Annotated in this window: 13 protein-coding genes; 8 read left to right on the forward strand and 5 right to left on the reverse strand. The window is 65.8% G+C overall.

Annotation, left to right across the window (positions count from 1 at the left end):
- Positions 1-142: 142 nt before the first annotated feature.
- The 3 genes from L286_RS31515 to L286_RS31525 form a co-directional block, all read right to left on the reverse strand.
- Positions 143-913: a DsbA family protein gene (locus L286_RS31515; protein ID WP_020818632.1), complete on the reverse strand. Its 771-nt coding sequence runs from the start codon at positions 911-913 to the stop codon at positions 143-145.
- Entirely contained in the window at positions 910-2,262 is a 1,353-nt protein-coding gene (locus L286_RS31520; protein ID WP_193746233.1) for a M48 family metalloprotease, read from the reverse strand. Before L286_RS31520 ends, L286_RS31515 begins: the two co-directional genes overlap by 4 nt.
- Positions 2,263-2,739: 477 nt before the next feature.
- Positions 2,740-5,418 (reverse strand): Rne/Rng family ribonuclease, encoded by a 2,679-nt coding sequence (locus L286_RS31525; protein ID WP_037493099.1) that lies wholly within the window; start codon positions 5,416-5,418, stop codon positions 2,740-2,742.
- 461 nt (positions 5,419-5,879) lie between these two features.
- Here L286_RS31525 and L286_RS0124440 point away from each other — a divergent pair, with 461 nt between their 5' ends.
- The 3 genes from L286_RS0124440 (at position 5,880) to L286_RS31535 (ending at position 10,921) form a co-directional block, all read left to right on the forward strand.
- Positions 5,880-6,881 carry an N-acetylmuramoyl-L-alanine amidase family protein gene (locus tag L286_RS0124440; RefSeq protein ID WP_380775773.1) on the forward strand — a complete coding sequence of 334 codons (1,002 nt, stop codon included), beginning with the start codon at positions 5,880-5,882 and terminating at the stop codon, positions 6,879-6,881.
- Positions 6,882-7,075: 194 nt separating this feature from the next.
- Positions 7,076-9,613 (forward strand): penicillin-binding protein 1A, encoded by a 2,538-nt coding sequence (locus L286_RS31530; protein WP_021223259.1) that lies wholly within the window; start codon positions 7,076-7,078, stop codon positions 9,611-9,613.
- A gap of 567 nt (positions 9,614-10,180) precedes the next feature.
- Positions 10,181-10,921 (forward strand): DUF72 domain-containing protein, encoded by a 741-nt coding sequence (locus L286_RS31535; protein ID WP_020818627.1) that lies wholly within the window; start codon positions 10,181-10,183, stop codon positions 10,919-10,921.
- 304 nt (positions 10,922-11,225) lie between these two features.
- On the opposite strand, the gene L286_RS31540 is transcribed toward L286_RS31535, so the two are convergent.
- On the reverse strand, positions 11,226-11,411 hold the full coding sequence (locus L286_RS31540) for a PspC domain-containing protein (protein WP_007687609.1): 186 nt from the start codon (positions 11,409-11,411) through the stop codon (positions 11,226-11,228).
- Positions 11,412-11,719: 308 nt separating this feature from the next.
- Here L286_RS31540 and L286_RS31545 point away from each other — a divergent pair, with 308 nt between their 5' ends.
- Together L286_RS31545 and L286_RS31550 are read left to right on the forward strand one after the other, a co-directional pair.
- The gene (locus L286_RS31545; RefSeq protein WP_007687613.1) at positions 11,720-12,121 is read left to right on the forward strand and encodes a gamma-glutamylcyclotransferase family protein; all 402 of its coding nucleotides are present in this window, start codon (positions 11,720-11,722) and stop codon (positions 12,119-12,121) included.
- A 253-nt stretch (positions 12,122-12,374) separates the two neighbouring features.
- Positions 12,375-13,274, forward strand: coding sequence for a dienelactone hydrolase family protein (locus L286_RS31550; protein ID WP_007687615.1), 900 nt, complete (start codon positions 12,375-12,377; stop codon positions 13,272-13,274).
- Positions 13,275-13,309: 35 nt separating this feature from the next.
- On the opposite strand, the gene L286_RS31555 is transcribed toward L286_RS31550, so the two are convergent.
- Positions 13,310-13,846, reverse strand: a complete 537-nt coding sequence (locus tag L286_RS31555; RefSeq protein WP_020818625.1) for a peroxiredoxin — start codon at positions 13,844-13,846, stop codon at positions 13,310-13,312.
- A 191-nt stretch (positions 13,847-14,037) separates the two neighbouring features.
- Here L286_RS31555 and L286_RS31560 point away from each other — a divergent pair, with 191 nt between their 5' ends.
- The 3 genes from L286_RS31560 (at position 14,038) to L286_RS31570 (ending at position 16,774) form a co-directional block, all read left to right on the forward strand.
- Positions 14,038-14,580, forward strand: a complete 543-nt coding sequence (locus L286_RS31560) for a hypothetical protein (protein ID WP_020818624.1) — start codon at positions 14,038-14,040, stop codon at positions 14,578-14,580.
- A gap of 332 nt (positions 14,581-14,912) precedes the next feature.
- Positions 14,913-16,040, forward strand: a complete 1,128-nt coding sequence (gene prfB, locus L286_RS31565; RefSeq protein WP_013039286.1) for a peptide chain release factor 2 — start codon at positions 14,913-14,915, stop codon at positions 16,038-16,040.
- Complete coding sequence (locus L286_RS31570; protein WP_020818623.1) at positions 16,040-16,774, forward strand: class I SAM-dependent methyltransferase; 735 nt, start codon at positions 16,040-16,042, stop codon at positions 16,772-16,774. The genes prfB and L286_RS31570 overlap by 1 nt, the downstream gene beginning before the upstream one ends.
- Positions 16,775-16,857 lie beyond the last annotated feature (83 nt).

Here is a 16,857-nt window from a genome sequence, read left to right on the forward strand (position 1 = left end):
TGGGGAGGGGGACCATGCGAAGCATGGTGGAGGGGAAATGGCGTGACCTGCGTATCTTCCCCTCCACCAGCCTTCGGCCGGTCCCCCTCCCCATCTACCGATGGGGAGGAATAGGACAGGTCCGTTCCCCGAAAGCCGCCGCTTATTTCCCCCGCGCCGCGCTCACCGCTGCTTTCAGCGCATCATAGCCCACAGCCCCGTTCAGCACCTGTCCCCCGATCACGAAGGTCGGCGTGCCGCTCGCCTGCAGCTTCTGCGCCAGCCCGATATTGGACTGGATCTCCGCATCATATTTGCCCCCGGCGATCGCCGCCTCCGCCGCTTTCGCGTCGATCCCGACCTTCGCCGCCGCCGCCAGGATGGTCTCCCGCGTCACCTTCCCCGCCGCATAGAGCGCCCGGTGGAAAGGCATATATTGGTTTTTCTCCGCCGCCAGCAGCGACACCTTTGCCGCATCGATGCTCTCGTCGGACAGGATCGGCAGTTCGCGATAGACCACCTTCACGCCCTTGTCCTCGCCCACCAGCCGGGCGAGATCGGGCAGCGAGGCCCGGCAATAGCCGCAGGCATAGTCGAAAAATTCGACCACCGTCACATCGCCCTTGGCCGCTCCTTCCCACGCCCCGGCATAGGGCGTTTCGATGGTCTGGCGGCTGGCGTCGATGGTGCCGGACATCCGCTTGGCCTGCAATTTCTCGACCGCCTGCGGAATGATCTCCGGATGCTCCAATATATAGTCGTGCACGATCCGCTCGATCGCGGCCTTGTCGCTGGCGTCGACGCGGCCCGTGCTCTGGGTGCCGAGCGCAGCGCCCGTCGCGGTGGCGGCGATGAAGGCGAAGACGCCAAGGGTCATCATCATGGTCCTGTTGGAAAGCGCAGCGCGAAAGCCGGGACGCGATTGGTCTGTCATCTCTTCTTTCGCTTCTGCTCGACGGCTGCGCGGGAAACCATGGCGATATCCTGCGCGCGCAGATAGTCAACCGTGCCCGGCTTCAACCCCTGCATCGCGGCGTCGGCGCTGCGCAGCGCCATCTGGTCCTCGCCCATCATCGAATAGCGCTCCGCCGTCGCCAGCGCGGCGCGGGGCAGGTCGCCGCGATGTTCATAGACCACGCCCAGTTGATACCAGGCGAAGGGGTTTTCCCGGTCCCGCGCAATGGCGTTGCGCAGCACCTTCTCCGCCTCCGCGAAATTCGCGTCATTCTCCGTCGCGATCAGCGCATGGCCCAGCAGCGTGGCGATCAGCGGCTGGTTGGTCAGTTGCACCGCCTCGCGCAGCGGCGGGATGGCGTCGGCGGGCTTGCCGCTTTCCAGCAGCACCTGCCCCTTCAGCTCCAGAAAATAGGGATCGTGCGGCGCGGCGGCCAGCAACGCGTCGACCTCCGCCAGCGCCTTGTCCGGATAGGCGCTCTTGTGCCAGGCATAGGCGCGGGCATAATGGGCCGGGAGCGACTGGTCGCTTTCGGGATATTTGAGCAGGGTCTGGCTGGGTTCCGACACGAAGCCCACCAGCTTCGCCTTGATCCTTTCGAACCGCGCCTCCAGCTTCGGGTCCATCGGCTTGTCCCAGGCGGGATCGACCGTATAGACTTCCCGCAGCACATTGATGCGCTCGCCCGACAGCGGGTGGGTGCGGCCATAGCTGTCGTCCTGCGGAATGGCGAGGCGATATTCCTGGTTCTGCAGCTTCTTGAAGAATTCCAGTCTGCCCTTGCCCGAAACCCCCGCCTTGCTGAGATAACGCGCCCCGGCAAGGTCGGCGGAGCTTTCCTGCGCCCGCGAAAAGGCCAGGAACTTGCCCATCGCCGCCTGCTGCCCCATGCCGAGGATGCCCATGCCCGCTTCCGCGCCGCCCGCCGCGATGGCCGCCGCGCCCAGCACCAGGCTGAGCAGGGTGATGCCGGTCGCCTCCTTCATCCCCTCGCCGTAACGGATGACATGGCCGCCCTCTATATGGCCGAGTTCATGCGCGACCACCCCCTGCACCTGGTTCACATTGTCGGCGGCCGCGATCAGCCCGCTATGCACCCAGACATATTGGCCGCCCGCGACGAAGGCGTTGATATTGGGGTCGTTGATGACCAGCACCTGGACGTTGCGCGGCTCCATGCCCGCGGCCTGCACCAGCGGCGCGGACATGTCGGCCATGAACGCCTCCGTCTCCGCGTCCCGCAATATCTGCTGCGCCGCCGCCGGGCGTGCCAGCAGGGCCAGCGATGCCGCCGCGACGGCCGCGAAACGAAGCCAGCGCGAGGTCATGCGATCGCGATTGGGCATGCAGGGGCGGTGCGGGGCAGGGGAAGAGGCTCCATCGCTGACTGTCCATGCCGTCCAGCGGATGAACGGCAACTGAAAGGCGTTATGTAGCCTATTAAGCGGCAGGTCCAATAGCGGCTTTGGGGGGAAAGCGGCCTTTCCGTTTCCATGCCATATGGAACTAGCCAGAGTTCATAACCCGACTTGTGAACGTCCACCATCGGTCCTCTGCAGTCCTGCCCATCTTCGTCACCCCGGACTTGATCCGGGGTCTCGCTGCCTGAGACCAGGCGCAGGGGAGAGAAGAGCGGGATCCCGGATCAAGTCCGGGATGACGAATGCGAAGGTCCAGCGCCGGTTGAAACCCGGCGTCCAAAATCATTGCAACGCCGCGACATCATTCCCACCCGAAAATAAAAACGCCGCCGTCTGGCCGGTCGAACCGGCAAGACGGCGGCGTCTTATATTATCGCGTGCGCGTTACTGGCCGAAGGTGCGTTGCCACCAGCCACGGCGCGGGGTGCCGTCATCATTTTCACCGCCGCCCTCGGCATCGCCGTTCACCGTGACCGCTTCGGCGGTTTCGGCAGGCGCGACGGCTTCGACTGGCGCTTCGGGCGCAGCCTCTACGGCGACGGCTTCCGTAGCGACCGGCTCAGCCTTCTTGCGACGGGAGCGCTTGGGCTTGGCGGGGGCCTCCTCAGCCACCGGTGCTTCCGGCACGGCTTCGACGGGCGCGGCTTCTTCCGCTATCGGTTCGGCCTTCTTGCGGCGGGTGCGCTTGGGCTTAGCAGGCGCCTCTTCGGCCACCGGCGCTTCCGGTGCGGCTTCGACAGGCGCTTCGACCACGGCTTCCACTGCCTCGGCGGCAGGGGCTGCGCTTTCCTTCGCCTTGCGTGCGCGGGGACGCCGGCGGGTCTTGGGTGCTTCCTCCTCGGCGGGTGCTTCGGGCGCGGCTTCCGCGACCGGCTCGGCGACCGCCTCGGCCTCGACGGCCTCGACCGCTTCCTCGCTCGCGACCGAGCCTTCGCTCACCGCTTCCTCGCCAGCCTCGCGGCGGCGGCGTCCGCCCCGGCGGCCACGACGACCACGGCGACGGCCTTCGCCTTCACCCTCGGCGGCGGCTTCCACAGTCGCGGCTTCGCCTTCGCCCTCGGCGTCCTCCTCGGCCACGTCGGCATCCTCGCCAGCTTCGCCCTGGGCTTCGCCCTCGGCGCGATGCTCGTCGCGCTGGCCGCCCCGACGGCGGCGGCGGCGGCGGCGGCGACGGCCGCCTCCTTCCCGATCATCGCCGCGATCCTCGCCACGCTCGGCGCGTTCCTCCTGCGCGGCTTCGACCTCCTCGATCTCTTCCTCGTCCAGTTCCTCCACGACGTCGAGATCGTCATCGTCCTCGACCATCGGCGTATAGTCGACCACCCGCTCCGGACGCGGCCCGCTGGCCTCGACCGACATGCGCGCGCCCTCGACCTCGCCATCGGGCAGGATCGCGATGCGCACGCCATAGCGCTGCTCGATCTCGTCCAGTTCGCGGCGCTTGTTGTTGAGCACGTAGAAGGCCGCCTCCTGGCTCGCCCGCAGCGTGATCAGGTTGCCGCGCCCGCGCGCCGCCTCCTCTTCCAGCATGCGCAGCGCGGAAAGGCCCGCCGACGAAGCGGTGCGGACCAGCCCGGTGCCCTCGCAATGCGGGCACTGGCGGGTGGACGCCTCCAGCACGCCGGTGCGCAGCCGCTGGCGGCTCATCTCCATCAGGCCGAAGCCCGAAATCCGGCCGACCTGGATGCGGGCGCGGTCGTCCTTCAACGCCTCCTTCATCGCCTTCTCGACCTTGCGGATGTTGGAGTTCATCTCCATGTCGATGAAGTCGATGACGACCAGCCCGGCCATGTCGCGCAGGCGCAACTGCCGCGCAATCTCCCGCGCCGCCTCCAGATTGGTGGCGACGGCGGTCTGCTCGATCCCATGCTCGCGGGTCGACCGGCCGGAGTTGATGTCGATCGACACCAGCGCCTCGGTCGGGTTGATCACCAGATAGCCGCCCGACTTCAACTGCACGACGGGATTGTACATCGCCGCAAGCTGATCCTCGACGCTGGCGCGCTGGAACAGCGACACGGCGTCGGCATATTGCTTCACCCGGCGCGCATGGCTGGGCATCAGCAGCTTCATGAAGTCCTTGGCCGCCTTATAGCCATATTCGCCCTCGACGATGACTTCCTCGATATCCTTGTTGTAGATGTCGCGGATCGCCCGCTTGATGAGGTCGCTGTCATTGTGGATCAGCGCGGGGGCGTCGGATTTCAGCGTCTTTTCGCGGATCTCGTCCCACAGGCGCGCCAGATAGTCGAAGTCGCGCTTGATCTCCGGCTTGGTGCGCTGGAGGCCCGCGGTGCGGACGATGCAGCCCATGGTGGAGGGCAGGTTCATCTCCGCGATGATCGACTTCAACCGCTTGCGGTCGGCGGCGTTCGAAATCTTGCGCGAAATCCCGCCGCCATGGCTGGTGTTGGGCATCAGCACGCAATAACGGCCCGCCAGCGACAAATAGGTGGTCAGCGCCGCGCCCTTGTTGCCGCGCTCCTCCTTGACGACCTGCACCAGCAGCACCTGGCGGCGCTTGATGACGTCCTGGATCTTGTAGCGGCGGCGCAGCGCCATGCGCTTGCGGCGCAGTTCGTCGGCGGCGTCGTCGCCCTTGCCGCGACGGCCGCGGCCCCTGCCGCTGTCACCATTGCCGTTTTCGGCCGCCTCTTCGCCATGATCCTCATCATCATGATGATGGGTCGCCTCGACGACTTCCAGCCCCCCGTCGGCGGCGCCGACATCCTCGTCATCGTCATAGTCGGCGCGCAGCGCGGCCTCTTCCTCCGCATGGGCGCGTTCCTCGCGCAGCAGCGCTTCGCGGTCCTCGCGGGGGATCTGATAATAATCGGGGTGGATTTCGCTGAAGGCCAGGAAGCCGTGGCGGTTGCCGCCATAATCGACGAAGGCCGCCTGCAACGACGGCTCCACGCGAGTGACCTTGGCCAGGTAGATATTGCCCTTGAGCTGCTTGTGCTCGGCCGATTCGAAGTCGAACTCCTCGATCCGGTTACCTTTGACGACCGCGACCCGGGTTTCTTCCCGGTGGCGCGCATCGATCAGCATACGCATTGTCATTCATTGTTCTCCGGCGCTGGCGGCCGACGGCACTGGGCCGGGCTGCCGCGCGATAGCAAGGGGGCGGCGCGAATTGCTGCATCGCCCGGTTTGGACAGGAAAATTGCGCGTCTGCTGCCGGGGCAGGGCCGGACCATGTGCCGGACACCGCCAACCACGCCGCATCGCCCGGGATCGGGTTCAGCGTGGATTGGAAATCATGCCTCATGCAGCGTCAACCTGTTCGGGCATCGGTTCCGGGCGTTGCTGCCCGCCGGTGCCATCGTGAATATCCCCGAAAGAACGGCCGCCTGAAAAAAAGACGCGTCTTCAAGGAATGTGAATGGGTAGCAGTCAAAATGGCAAGGAGCAACGGCCCTTGGAAATATTGTTTCACGTTGCGCCATTCCGGCCGGGACAAACCCCGGGCGATTTACCGCCCTTATGGTAAACATGTCGTTAAGCCTGTCGTTGGGCAATGCCTGACCCGCCATTCGGCTTCAGGCCGGACGCCGCGAAATTGCGCTGGACGGCGACGGGCCGCCCGGTGCACAAGCGGCCCCATGCTTCAAAGTCTTGCGCTCGCAAGCATGATCCTTTCGGCCGCGCCCCTTTTCGCCGCCCCCCTTCATGGCGATCGGGCGAGCATCCGCTTCGACGCGCCCGCGCACATGGCGGCCCGTCCGGCGAAGCGCCTGCACGGCATCACCGTTCCCATCCCCCCCGTGGCGCGCGGCGTCTCCCTGCCGCCGGTGGAGGGGCCTCGCGACGCGTCGCGCCCGCTGGTCGTGATCGACGCCGGCCATGGCGGCCATGATCCGGGCGCGGTCAACCGCGACAATGGAGAGCGAGAGAAGGACGTGACGCTCGCCATCGCATGGGCGATCCGCGACCAACTGCTGCGGTCGGGCCGCGTTCGCGTGGCGCTGACCCGCAATGACGATCGCTTTCTGGTGCTTCAGGAACGCCACGGCATCGCCCGCCAGCTCAATGCGGACCTGTTCATTTCCATCCACGCCGATTCGGCCGACAATGACAAGGCGCGCGGCGCGACGGTCTATACCCTGTCCGAAACCGCCTCCGACCGGGAGGCTGCGCGGCTTGCGGCGCGCGAAAACGGGGCGGACGTGCTGAACGGCGTCAATCTGGGCGGCCAGTCGAGCGATGTCTCCTCGATCCTCATCGACCTGACGCAAAGGGAAACGATGAACGTTTCGGTGGCCTTCGCCCGGCTGCTCCAGCGCGAGGCGGCGCCCTATGTCCCGTTCCGCGGCACGGCGCATCGCTTCGCCTCGCTGATGGTGCTGAAGGCGCCCGACACGCCGTCCGTGCTGTTCGAGGCCGGCTATCTCTCCAACGCCGCCGACGCGGCTTTCCTGGCTTCCAGGGAGGGGCGGGAAAATATCGCCAGGGGCGTCGCCCGCGCCATCGAGGTGCATTTCGCCCGCAGGCTGGCGGCAGGGGACAAAGGGGCGGGCGGCTAAATATATCGGTACTCCTGCGCAGGCAGGAGTCCCGTCCAGACGCTTGAACCGGGTTCTCACGAGCCACTCGTCTCGTTCGAATGCCTGCGCAGGAACACACGCCGTTTTGATCGAAGGGCAGCGCAGGGCTTCTGCCCATGCCCTGCCATTCACGCTGGCGCTTCCCGCATTTTGACCTTACAGCCTCGACCATCATGGAAGAGGCACGCCCCGAAAACGCCGCATCGTCCTTCGTTCAGCGCCTGCGCCAGGGCGCGATCGGCTTTCGCGAACGCTTCCGGCCTCATTGGGACAAGCGCTGGTTCCGCTGGATCGCGACGGGCCTGGGCGGCCTCATCCTGGCCTATGCGCTGTTCTGGCTGATCTTCGCGCGCGGCCTGCCTGATGCTGCGACGCTGCTCAACTATGAGCCGCCGCTGCCGACCATCGTGCGCGACACCAACGGCCAGCCGGTCCACAGCTACGCCCGCGAACGGCGCGTGCAGCTCCAGTACAGCGACTATCCGCCGCTCCTCATCCGCGCCTATCTGTCGGCGGAGGACAAGACCTTCTTCGAACATCATGGCGTCGACATTCCCGGCTTCATCGGCGCGGTGTTCGACTATGCGACCAAGATCGGGTCGGGCCAGCGCGCCCGCGGCGGCTCCACCATCACGCAGCAGGTGGCCAAGAACCTGCTGATCGGCGACGAATATTCCCCGACCCGCAAGGTGAAGGAGATGATCCTCGCCTATCGCATGGAAGGGGTGCTGACCAAGCAGCAGATCCTCGAACTCTACCTCAACCAGATATTCCTGGGCCGCAACGCCTATGGCGTGCAGGCGGCGGCGCGCGCCTATTTCGACAAGGACGTGGCCGACCTCAAGCTGCATGAAATGGCCTATCTGGCGATCCTGCCCAAGGGTCCGGCCAATTACCGCCCGGAAAGCCCCACCGGCCATGAACGCGCCCTGGAACGCCGCAACTGGGCGCTGGGGGAAATGTACAAAAATGGCTGGATCACGGAGGCGCAGCGCAATGAGGGGCAGGCCCAGCCGCTCGGCACCGTGGCCGCGCACGGCTCCAGCTTCGACGCCCGCGCCGGCGGCTATTATATGGAGGAGGTGCGCCGCCGCCTGATCCAGCTTTTCGGGGAAAAGGCGGAGGATGGCCCGAACAGCGTCTATGCCGGCGGCCTCTGGGTGCGCAGCCCCTATGATCCGAAGATGCAGGATCTGACGACGACGGCGCTGCGCAACGGGCTGCTGCGCTTCGACGCGGGCAAGGGGTGGTCCGGCCCTGTCGCCAGGATCGACATGGATCGCGGCTGGCATCGCGAACTGGCGGCAAGCTATATCGACGTCGACTATGCCGGATGGCGCGTCGCGGTGATCGTCAGCCGGGATTCCTCGGCGGCGCAGATCGGCTTTTCCGACGGATCGACCGGCACCCTGCCCGCCGACGCCGCGCAACTGCCCTATCGCAGGACCGGCGGCCCGGCCTTCGCCGCGATGAAGCCCGGCGACCTGATCGTGGTGGCGCGCAACGGATCGAGCTGGGCGCTGCGCAACGTGCCCGAAGTGTCCGGCGGCATGGTGGTGGAGGAAACCCATTCGGGCCGCGTCCGCGCCATGCAGGGCGGCTTCGACAACCGCCTGTCCTCCTACAACCGCGCCACCCAGGCGATGCGCCAGCCCGGCTCGACCATCAAGCCCTTCGTCTATGCCGCCGCGCTGGACAATGGCATGACCCCGGCCTCGATCATCGTCGACGGGCCGCTGTGCGTCTATCAGGGCGCGGGCCTGGGCCAGAAATGCTTTCGCAACTTCACCGGCGGCAGCGCCGGGCCGCAGACGATGCGCTGGGGCGTCGAACAGTCCCGCAACCTGATGACCGTGCGCGCCGCCAGCCAGACCGGCATGGACCGCGTCGTGCGCACGATCAAGGCGATGGGCATCGGCGATTACCAGCCCTATCTCTCCTTCGCCTTGGGCGCGGGCGAAACCACGGTGGAGCGGATGGTGAATGCCTATGCCATGCTCGCCAATCAGGGGCGGCAATTGACGCCCAAGCTGATGGATTATGTGCAGGACCGGCGCGGCAAGGTGATCTGGCCACTGCGCTGGCGCGCCTGCGACGGCTGCAACATGGCCAATTGGGACGGCAAGCCCATGCCCCGCTTCGGCTTCGAGGGGCGGCAGGTGATGAACCCGATGACCGCCTATCAGGTCGTCCACATCGCCGAAGGCGTGATCCAGCGCGGCACCGCGACGGTGCTGGCGGACCTCAAGCGCCCTCTGTTCGGAAAGACCGGCACCACGAACGGCCCGACCAATGTCTGGTTCGTCGGCGGATCGCCCGACATCGTCGCGGGCGTCTATATCGGCTACGACCAGCCGCGCAGCCTGGGCGGCTGGGCGCAGGGCGGCCGCGTCGCCGCGCCGATCTGGAAGGCGGCGATGGCGCCGGTGCTGGAAACCATGCCCAAAACGCCCTTCATCGCGCCCGCGGGCATCCGCATGGTCACCATCGACCGCCGTTCGGGCAAGCGCGTCTACGGCGTCTGGCCGACCGACGAACCCAAGCCCGCCGTGATCTGGGAAGCGTTCAAGCCCGAATCCGAACCCCGCCGCTCGATCCGCAAGGAAGAGGTCGCCGCGCAGGACAAGGCCGCCGCCCGCATCGAAGCGACCGTCCAGCGCCGCCAACGCACCGACAGCGACTTCCTGCAAGACCAGGGTGGGATCTACTGACCTGCGGTTGGGGGTGGCTTCCCGCCATTCCCTACTTCGTCACCCCGGGCTTGACCCGGGGTCCCGCTGCCTTTTCAGGCGGGTACTCAGAAAGAAAGCGGGACCCCGGATCAAGTCCGGGGTGACGGGAAACTGATGTCCGCAACTGGCCAATTGCGGCTATCAGGCGCGCCGTGTTCCTGCGAAGGCAGGACGCAGTCCGGCTCTCTGGGGGGTATCGGACCTTCCGAACTGGGCTCCTGCCTCCGCAGGAGCACGCTGTGCTTCAAGGAAATGGGCCTGTCCGCTCCCCGCCCCTGTCGCTTGGTCAGGCAAATCCGGAATTTGCCCTTCTCCTCTGGCGAAGGCGGCCTGATGGCGCATCCATTCGCACTCGGCGTGGCGGGGTGGACGGGCGGTGCCTGTTCGTGGAGGAAGAAGGCGACGGCGGTTCGATCAGATTTGCTGACATGGCTCTTGGTTCCTGTCGCCGCCTGATTAAGGGTCGGCCGAAACAGGCGCCGGCAGCTTTTCCCTCTGGCTCTGATCGTCTTTGCCGATCAGGATGGCGGCAAAGGAGAGTCCAGGATGAGCGGAAAGATCAGGGTCGGCATCGGCGGTTGGGTCTTCGAACCGTGGCGCGGCACCTTCTATCCCGAAGGACTGCGGCAGAAGGACGAGCTGGCCTATGTGGGACAGCATCTGACCGCGACGGAGATCAACGCCACCTATTACAGCACGCAAAAGCCGACGACCTTCGCGGGCTGGGCGAAGGCCGTTCCGGAGGGCTTCCAGTTCGCCGTCAAGGCCTCGCGCTTCTGCACCAATCGGCGCGTGCTGGCGGAAGCTGGCGAGTCCATCGCCAAATTCGTCAACCAGGGGTTGATCGAACTGGGCGACCGGCTGGGACCGATCCTGTGGCAGTTCATGCCGACCAAGACATTCGATGCGGAGGATTTCGGGGCTTTCCTGCAACTGCTGCCGGCCAGCGTCGACGGCGTGCCGCTCCGCCATGCGCTGGAGGTGCGGCATGACAGCTTCGATGATCCGGCCTTTTTCGACCTCGCCCAAAAGGCCGGAGCGGCCGTTGTGCATGCCGACCATCCGGAATATCCCGCGCTCCACGGTCATGATGTCGGCTTTTCCTACGCCCGGCTGATGCGCACGCGAGAGGAGGAGCCGACCGGCTACTCGGCGGAGGAGATCCAGGGCTGGGCGGACAAGGCGCGCGAGCGGGCGGCCAGGGGCGACGTCTACGCTTTTTTCATCAGCGGCGCGAAGGTCCGGGCGCCCGCCGCGGCGCAGGCCATGATTGTGGCTTTGCGGTAACATCGACTGTTGCATTTGCTGCAACTGCGGAACCGTCCTTTGCGATTGTTACAATGGCATGTCGGGCGCATAGGCCCGCTCGCCCTTGGTGGCGATAAAGAACAATGATTGCAGGACGAATGATATGCGACACACGGTTCAGGGCGTTGCCCTTATGGTTGCGGTCGGCGCGCAGATGCTGACCTTCTATTCGGTGCTGTTTGCCTGAGCGCAACATGGCCCGATCCAAAAAGTCCGTCATGGACATAGAAAGAGCCGCCCTGGATATTGCCACGGGCGGCTCTTTCATTATCGCGGGACTGGATCAACCTTCCGCCAGCCAGCCCGCCAGCAGATAGGCGACGACGCCGACCGGACCCAGGGCGCACAGCGTCAGCAGTACGAGCGCAATCCGGATCAGCGTGACATCCAGGCCAATGCGGTTGGAAAGCCCGGCGCACACGCCCATGATCTTTCCATTGCGGCGGTCGAGGGTGAAGCTGTTGTTCATGAATCTGGCCTTCCTGAAGATGCGACGGGATCAGGCGATCGGCGCGACCGGAACGGCGGCGCCGATGAAGATCGCGGAAACCAGCAGGGCGCCGGTAAGGGCGAAGGCGGCGTTTTGCAGCTTGGCGAACATGATATACTCCCTGATATGTGCCTGGCCGGACCGTCCGGCCGTGATGCCGGGAAGATTGCAGGAGCCGTGCCAATTTCGATTTCAACCGGAATTTCAGGGGATTTTGCGAACTGGCCGCCATTTATTGGTGGGAAAATTTCCGTTAATTGGGTAAATTTCCTGCAAGTCGGGAATATTTGCAGCGTGTTTGTCTGAACGAGCCGCTCCTCTTCGTCTATGGCACGCTCCGGCCCGGCTGCGACGATCCGATGGCGCGCTGGTTGCGCGATGCGGCGCGCCATGTCGGCCCGGCTGTGGCGCAAGGCGGGCTCTATCGCGTGGCTGCCTATCCGGGCTTCGTGCCAGGCGAAGCCGGCGACGTGGCGGGCGACCTGTTCGCGCTGGCCGATCCGGGGGCGGTTCTCGCCGCGCTCGACGACTATGAGGAATGCGCCGCCCATTTCGCCCGGCCGCATGAATATCGCCGCGAACGGCTGACCGTCCGCGGCGAAAATGGGCCGGTGGAGGCGTGGACATACATCTACAATCGCGACGTCGCCGGGCTGGAGCGGATAGAGAGCGGGGATTTCCTGAGCTGAAAATGGCTTGCGCCGGGCGTGGGCGCGGCTGGGGCACGCTGCTTTGCATCGGATGCACGTCGCGCAGGCCGCGTTTCTGTCGCGCGCCCTTTATGCGCAAAACCAGTTCCAACCTTCGTGCGCGGTTAGGGCATTTTCGAGTTGACCGTTCACGGTCAACGGCTCGGAAAATGCGACATCAAAGGACAAGAGCGTTTTCGCTCATTGTGAAAAGGCTCTAGGTTCTTCCGCCATGGCTTGAGGAGAGACGCGCATGACCGACCAACAGGATCAGCCCGAACGTTTGCCCGAAGACAGCAACTGGATCGGTTCGACCGGCCTCGACCGGCGCAAGCTGCTGGTGGGCGGGGCGTTCGCCGCCGGTTTCGCCGCCGCGTGCCGCCCCGTGTCCAGCAGCGCGGTCCAGACCTCCGGCGAGGGGCTGAAGGAGGAAGCGGTGTCGATCGAAGCGAGCGACGGCTTCGCCATGCCCGCCTTCGTCGCCCGGCCCGCCGCCGCCAAGGCCGCGCCGATCATCGTCGTCGTGCATGAGATATTCGGCGTGCATGAATGGATACGCGACCTGTGCCGCCGCTTCGCCAAGGCGGGCTATCATGCCATCGCGCCCGACCTGTTCGCCCGCCATGGCGACGCGACCAAGGTCGCCGATTTCAAGCAACTGGTCGGCACCATCGTGTCCAAGGCGTCCGACGAGCAGGTGTTGAAGGACATCGACGCCACCTATGCCTGGGCCGGCAGCCATGGCGGCGACGGCAGGCGGCGCGGCATCACCGGCTTTTGCTGGGGCGGGCGAGTGGTGTGGCTCTACGCCGCCCACAGCGCGGAACTGGACGCGGGCGTCGCCTTCTACGGCCGGCTGATCAGCGACAAGACCGAATTGCAGCCGCTCAGCGTCATCGAGCAGGTGAGCGCGCTCAAGGCGCCGGTGCTCGGCCAATATGGCGCGTTGGACAAGGGCATCCCGCTGTCCGATGTCGAGAAGATGCAGGCCGCGCTGAAGATCGCGGGAAAGTCGCCGCCGGATGCGATCACCGTCTATCCCGGCGCCGACCACGGCTTCATGGCCGACTATCGCCCCAGCTACAACGAAGCCGCCGCCAAGGCCGCGTGGGACGCGACGCTCGGCTGGTTCGGCAAATATGTGAAGGGATAAGGATCGTTCGGCCGGGGCCGGCCTGAACCGATGCCTTATTTCTGCTTCATCGCCTCCACGGCGGCCAGCGTGCTCTTCACATGGCCGGCATAGTTCATCTCGCTATGGACGAAGGCGATGCGGCCGCTGGGCGCGATGACATAGGAGGTGCGGTCGGTCATGCCCGGCCGCATCTTCAGCGCCACGTCATAGCCCGACACGATGTTGGGACCAGCCGACGCCACGGCGAACTTGCCCGCGCATTCCTTGGTGGAGAAGGCGACCAGATCGTCCACCGGATCCGCCGACATGCCGATCACAGTCGCGCCGGCCTTCCTGAAATCCTCGATATGCTCCGCGAATTCCCGCGCTTCGGCGGAGCAGCCCGGCGTGAACGCCTTGGGGAAGAAATAAAGCACCACCGGCCCGCGCTTCAACTGGTGCGACAGGGTCAGGGTGAAGGTCTTGCCCGCCAGCGCGCCGCGGGTGGTGAAGTCGGGCGCCTTGGCCCCGATGGCCAGCGCCGCCATGGCGCCCTGCGAGCCGACGGCGGCAGCGGCAAGGGCGAGAGCGATGTTCAGGCTTCTCATCATCGGCTTCCTCTTCTTTCAGGCGGTGGGGCGGGGGACATGCGATAGTCCATCCCTTCGGCCATGGTGATGACTGCAACGTTCGCCGCGCGCAAGTCCGCCATTGGACCGGCCGGATAGCGGGACAAGAAAAGTCCGCCCATTTCCGGCGCGCCATGGCATAACCCCCTTGGTCGAGAAGGAGTGCGGCAGGGATGAAGCAGGAACGCGGGCAGGCCGGAACCCATTGGCGCAAGGCCGGTTTCCTTTCCATGCGCGCGATGATCCTCCTGCCGTTGCTCGCCCTTGCGGCGTGCGGCGACAAGCCGGGCGAACAACCCGGCATCGCCACCAATATCGTCGATGAGGCGATGAACGAGGTCCAGCAGGTGCCGGAGGGCGCGAACGGCATGCAGACCGCGGAGCCCGCGCCGGAAATGCCATCCTCCCCAGCGCCGGTCGGGTCGACCATCCCCGCCAGCGTGCAGGGGCGATGGGCGGGCCTGGACGAAAGCTGCGCCGACCGCGCGACCGAACTGGAACTGACGATCACGCCCACCAGCGTGGTCTTCCTGGAGAGCGAGGGGAAGGCGACCGGCGTGTCCCATGGCCCGGACGGCCGCATTCGCATCGACGCGGCCTTCACCGGCGAAGGGCAGAGCTGGAACCGGAAGCTGGAATTGCGTCCCTCGGCCAGCGGGCGGGAATTGACGGTGATCGACGACGGCCGGGCGGTGACGCGGAAACGGTGCAGTTAGGCGGCGCGGTCGAGTTCAGGGCTGGCCGGGTGTGATTTGGGTGGAAAGCGGACGTTCCCCTATTCGTCACCCTCCCCCTATTCGTCACCCCGGACTTGATCCGGGGTCCCGCTGCCTTGGACGAGGCGGACGCTCAGACAAGAAAGCGGGACCCCGGATCAAGTCCGGGGTGACGGTAAATGATGTCCGCTCATGGCCAATTCCAGCCAATCCTTCTCCACGGGCCGCGCAAGGATTGAATCTTCCCAAATCCGCCGCCCTCGGATAGGGGCAGGCACTTGATGCGTTTGCCCGTCTGAAGGCCAGGCGCCCCGACATTCTGGAGACCACCCATGCGCGCCGAAGCGCAGCAATATATCGACCGCATCGACGCCGCGCTGGACCTGCTGCGGCGCTTCCTCGACTGGGACCGCGCCCTTCGCCGCCTCGACGAGCTGAACGCCCGCGTCGAAGACCCGACGCTCTGGGACAATCAACGCCAAGCGCAGGAGGTGATGCGCGAACGCACCCGGCTGGACGCAGCCATCGGCGCGACCCGCGCCATCGACAGCGAGAAGACCGACACCGCCGAACTCATCGAAATGGCCGAAGCCGAAGGCGACGAGGACATGGTGAACGAAGCCATCGCCTCGCTGAAGGCGCTGGCCGACCGCGCCGATGAGGACAAGATCAAGGCGCTGCTGGCGGGCGAGGCCGACGCCAGCGACACCTATCTGGAAATCCATGCGGGCGCGGGCGGCACGGAAAGCCAGGACTGGGCGGAAATGCTCAGCCGCATGTACCGCCGCTGGGCGGAACGGCGCGGCTACAAGGTGGAGCTGGTCGACTATCAGGCGGGCGACCAGGCGGGCATCAAGTCCGCCACCTTCCTGTTCAAGGGCGAGAACGCCTATGGCTATGCCAAGACCGAAAGCGGCGTTCACCGCCTGGTCCGCATCAGCCCCTATGACAGTTCGGCGCGCCGCCACACCAGCTTCTCGTCGGTCTGGGTCTATCCGGTGATCGACGACAATATCGAGATAGAGGTCAATGAAAGCGACCTCAAGATCGACACCTACCGCGCTTCGGGCGCAGGCGGCCAGCACGTCAACACGACGGACTCCGCCGTCCGCATCACCCACGTTCCGTCGGGCATCATCGTCGCGTCCCAGAACGACCGATCGCAGCACAAGAACCGCGCCACCGCGATGAACATGCTGAAGGCGCGCCTCTACGAAGCGGAACTGCGCCGCCGGGAGGAAGCCGCCTCGGGCGAATATCAGGCCAAGACGGAGATCGGCTGGGGCCACCAGATCCGCTCCTATGTCCTTCAGCCCTATCAGTTGGTGAAGGATCTGCGCACCGGCGTCACCTCCACCTCGCCCGACGACGTGCTGGACGGCGCGCTCGACCCCTTCATGGCCGCCGCCTTGTCGCAGAAGGTGACGGGCGAGAAGGTCGATGTGGAGGATGTCGACTGATGAAGGGTCCGATGCTGGCGGCCGGAACACTGCCAGCATGCTTGCTCCTGCTGGCGGGCTGCGGCCCGTTGTCGCCGGACAGCAATGGCGACCGCCCGGCAGGCGCCCGCGCCTTCCCCCGCGCCGACCGCCCGGTGGCGCCCATCGTCTCCACCCGCTGGTCCAGCGAGGAAGCCCGCGACCGGGTGAACGAGGCCGAGGACATCATGGACCGCGCCGGCATCCGCCCCGGCATGACCGTGGCGGACATCGGCGCGGGCGAGGGCTATTATACCGTCCGCCTCGCGAAAAGGGTGGGGAGCAATGGCCGCGTGCTGGCGGAGGACATCATGCCCGAAGTGATCGAGGCGCTGTCCCGCCGCATCACCCGGGAGGACTGGCGCAATGTCAGCGTCCGCCTCGGCGCGCCGGAGGATCCGAAGCTGCCGGAAAACAGCTTCGACCGCATCCTCATGGTCCACATGTACCATGAAATCGCGGAGCTATACGCCTTTCTCTGGCATGTGAGTCCCGCGCTCAAGCCGGATGGCGAGTTGATCGTGGTCGACGCCGACCGCCCGACCGACCAGCATGGCACGCCGCCGCGCCTGCTGGCCTGCGAACTGGCGGCCATGGGCTTCCGGCTGGAGGAACTGATCCCCAAGCCGACGGCCGGCGGCTATTTCGCCCGGTTCAAGCGCATCGCCGCCCGCCCCGAACCCGCCTCCATCGTGCCTTGCGCCCTGCGGTCCTGAACCCTTGCCGCCCTGAAATGCTTTCCTTCGCCCGTAATATGATTAAGGGGCGACCAACATGATTCTCATACCGGGGGGAGAGG

Origin of the sequence: Sphingobium sp. HDIP04, from assembly GCF_000445085.1 — a bacterium.
In the GTDB taxonomy this organism is placed as follows: domain Bacteria; phylum Pseudomonadota; class Alphaproteobacteria; order Sphingomonadales; family Sphingomonadaceae; genus Sphingobium; species Sphingobium indicum.

Coding starts and splice junctions, on each gene's coding strand:
- L286_RS31570 (WP_020818623.1), top strand. CDS start 16,040: ATGAAGGGTCCGATGCTGGCGGCCGGAACACTGCCAGCATGCTTGCTC.
- L286_RS31540 (WP_007687609.1), bottom strand. CDS start 11,411: ATGAACAACAGCTTCACCCTCGACCGCCGCAATGGAAAGATCATGGGC.
- L286_RS31555 (WP_020818625.1), bottom strand. CDS start 13,846: ATGATGAGAAGCCTGAACATCGCTCTCGCCCTTGCCGCTGCCGCCGTC.
- L286_RS31560 (WP_020818624.1), top strand. CDS start 14,038: ATGAAGCAGGAACGCGGGCAGGCCGGAACCCATTGGCGCAAGGCCGGT.
- L286_RS31550 (WP_007687615.1), top strand. CDS start 12,375: ATGACCGACCAACAGGATCAGCCCGAACGTTTGCCCGAAGACAGCAAC.
- L286_RS31535 (WP_020818627.1), top strand. CDS start 10,181: ATGAGCGGAAAGATCAGGGTCGGCATCGGCGGTTGGGTCTTCGAACCG.
- L286_RS31525 (WP_037493099.1), bottom strand. CDS start 5,418: ATGACAATGCGTATGCTGATCGATGCGCGCCACCGGGAAGAAACCCGG.
- L286_RS31515 (WP_020818632.1), bottom strand. CDS start 913: ATGACAGACCAATCGCGTCCCGGCTTTCGCGCTGCGCTTTCCAACAGG.
- prfB (WP_013039286.1), top strand. CDS start 14,913: ATGCGCGCCGAAGCGCAGCAATATATCGACCGCATCGACGCCGCGCTG.
- L286_RS31520 (WP_193746233.1), bottom strand. CDS start 2,262: ATGACCTCGCGCTGGCTTCGTTTCGCGGCCGTCGCGGCGGCATCGCTG.
- L286_RS31530 (WP_021223259.1), top strand. CDS start 7,076: ATGGAAGAGGCACGCCCCGAAAACGCCGCATCGTCCTTCGTTCAGCGC.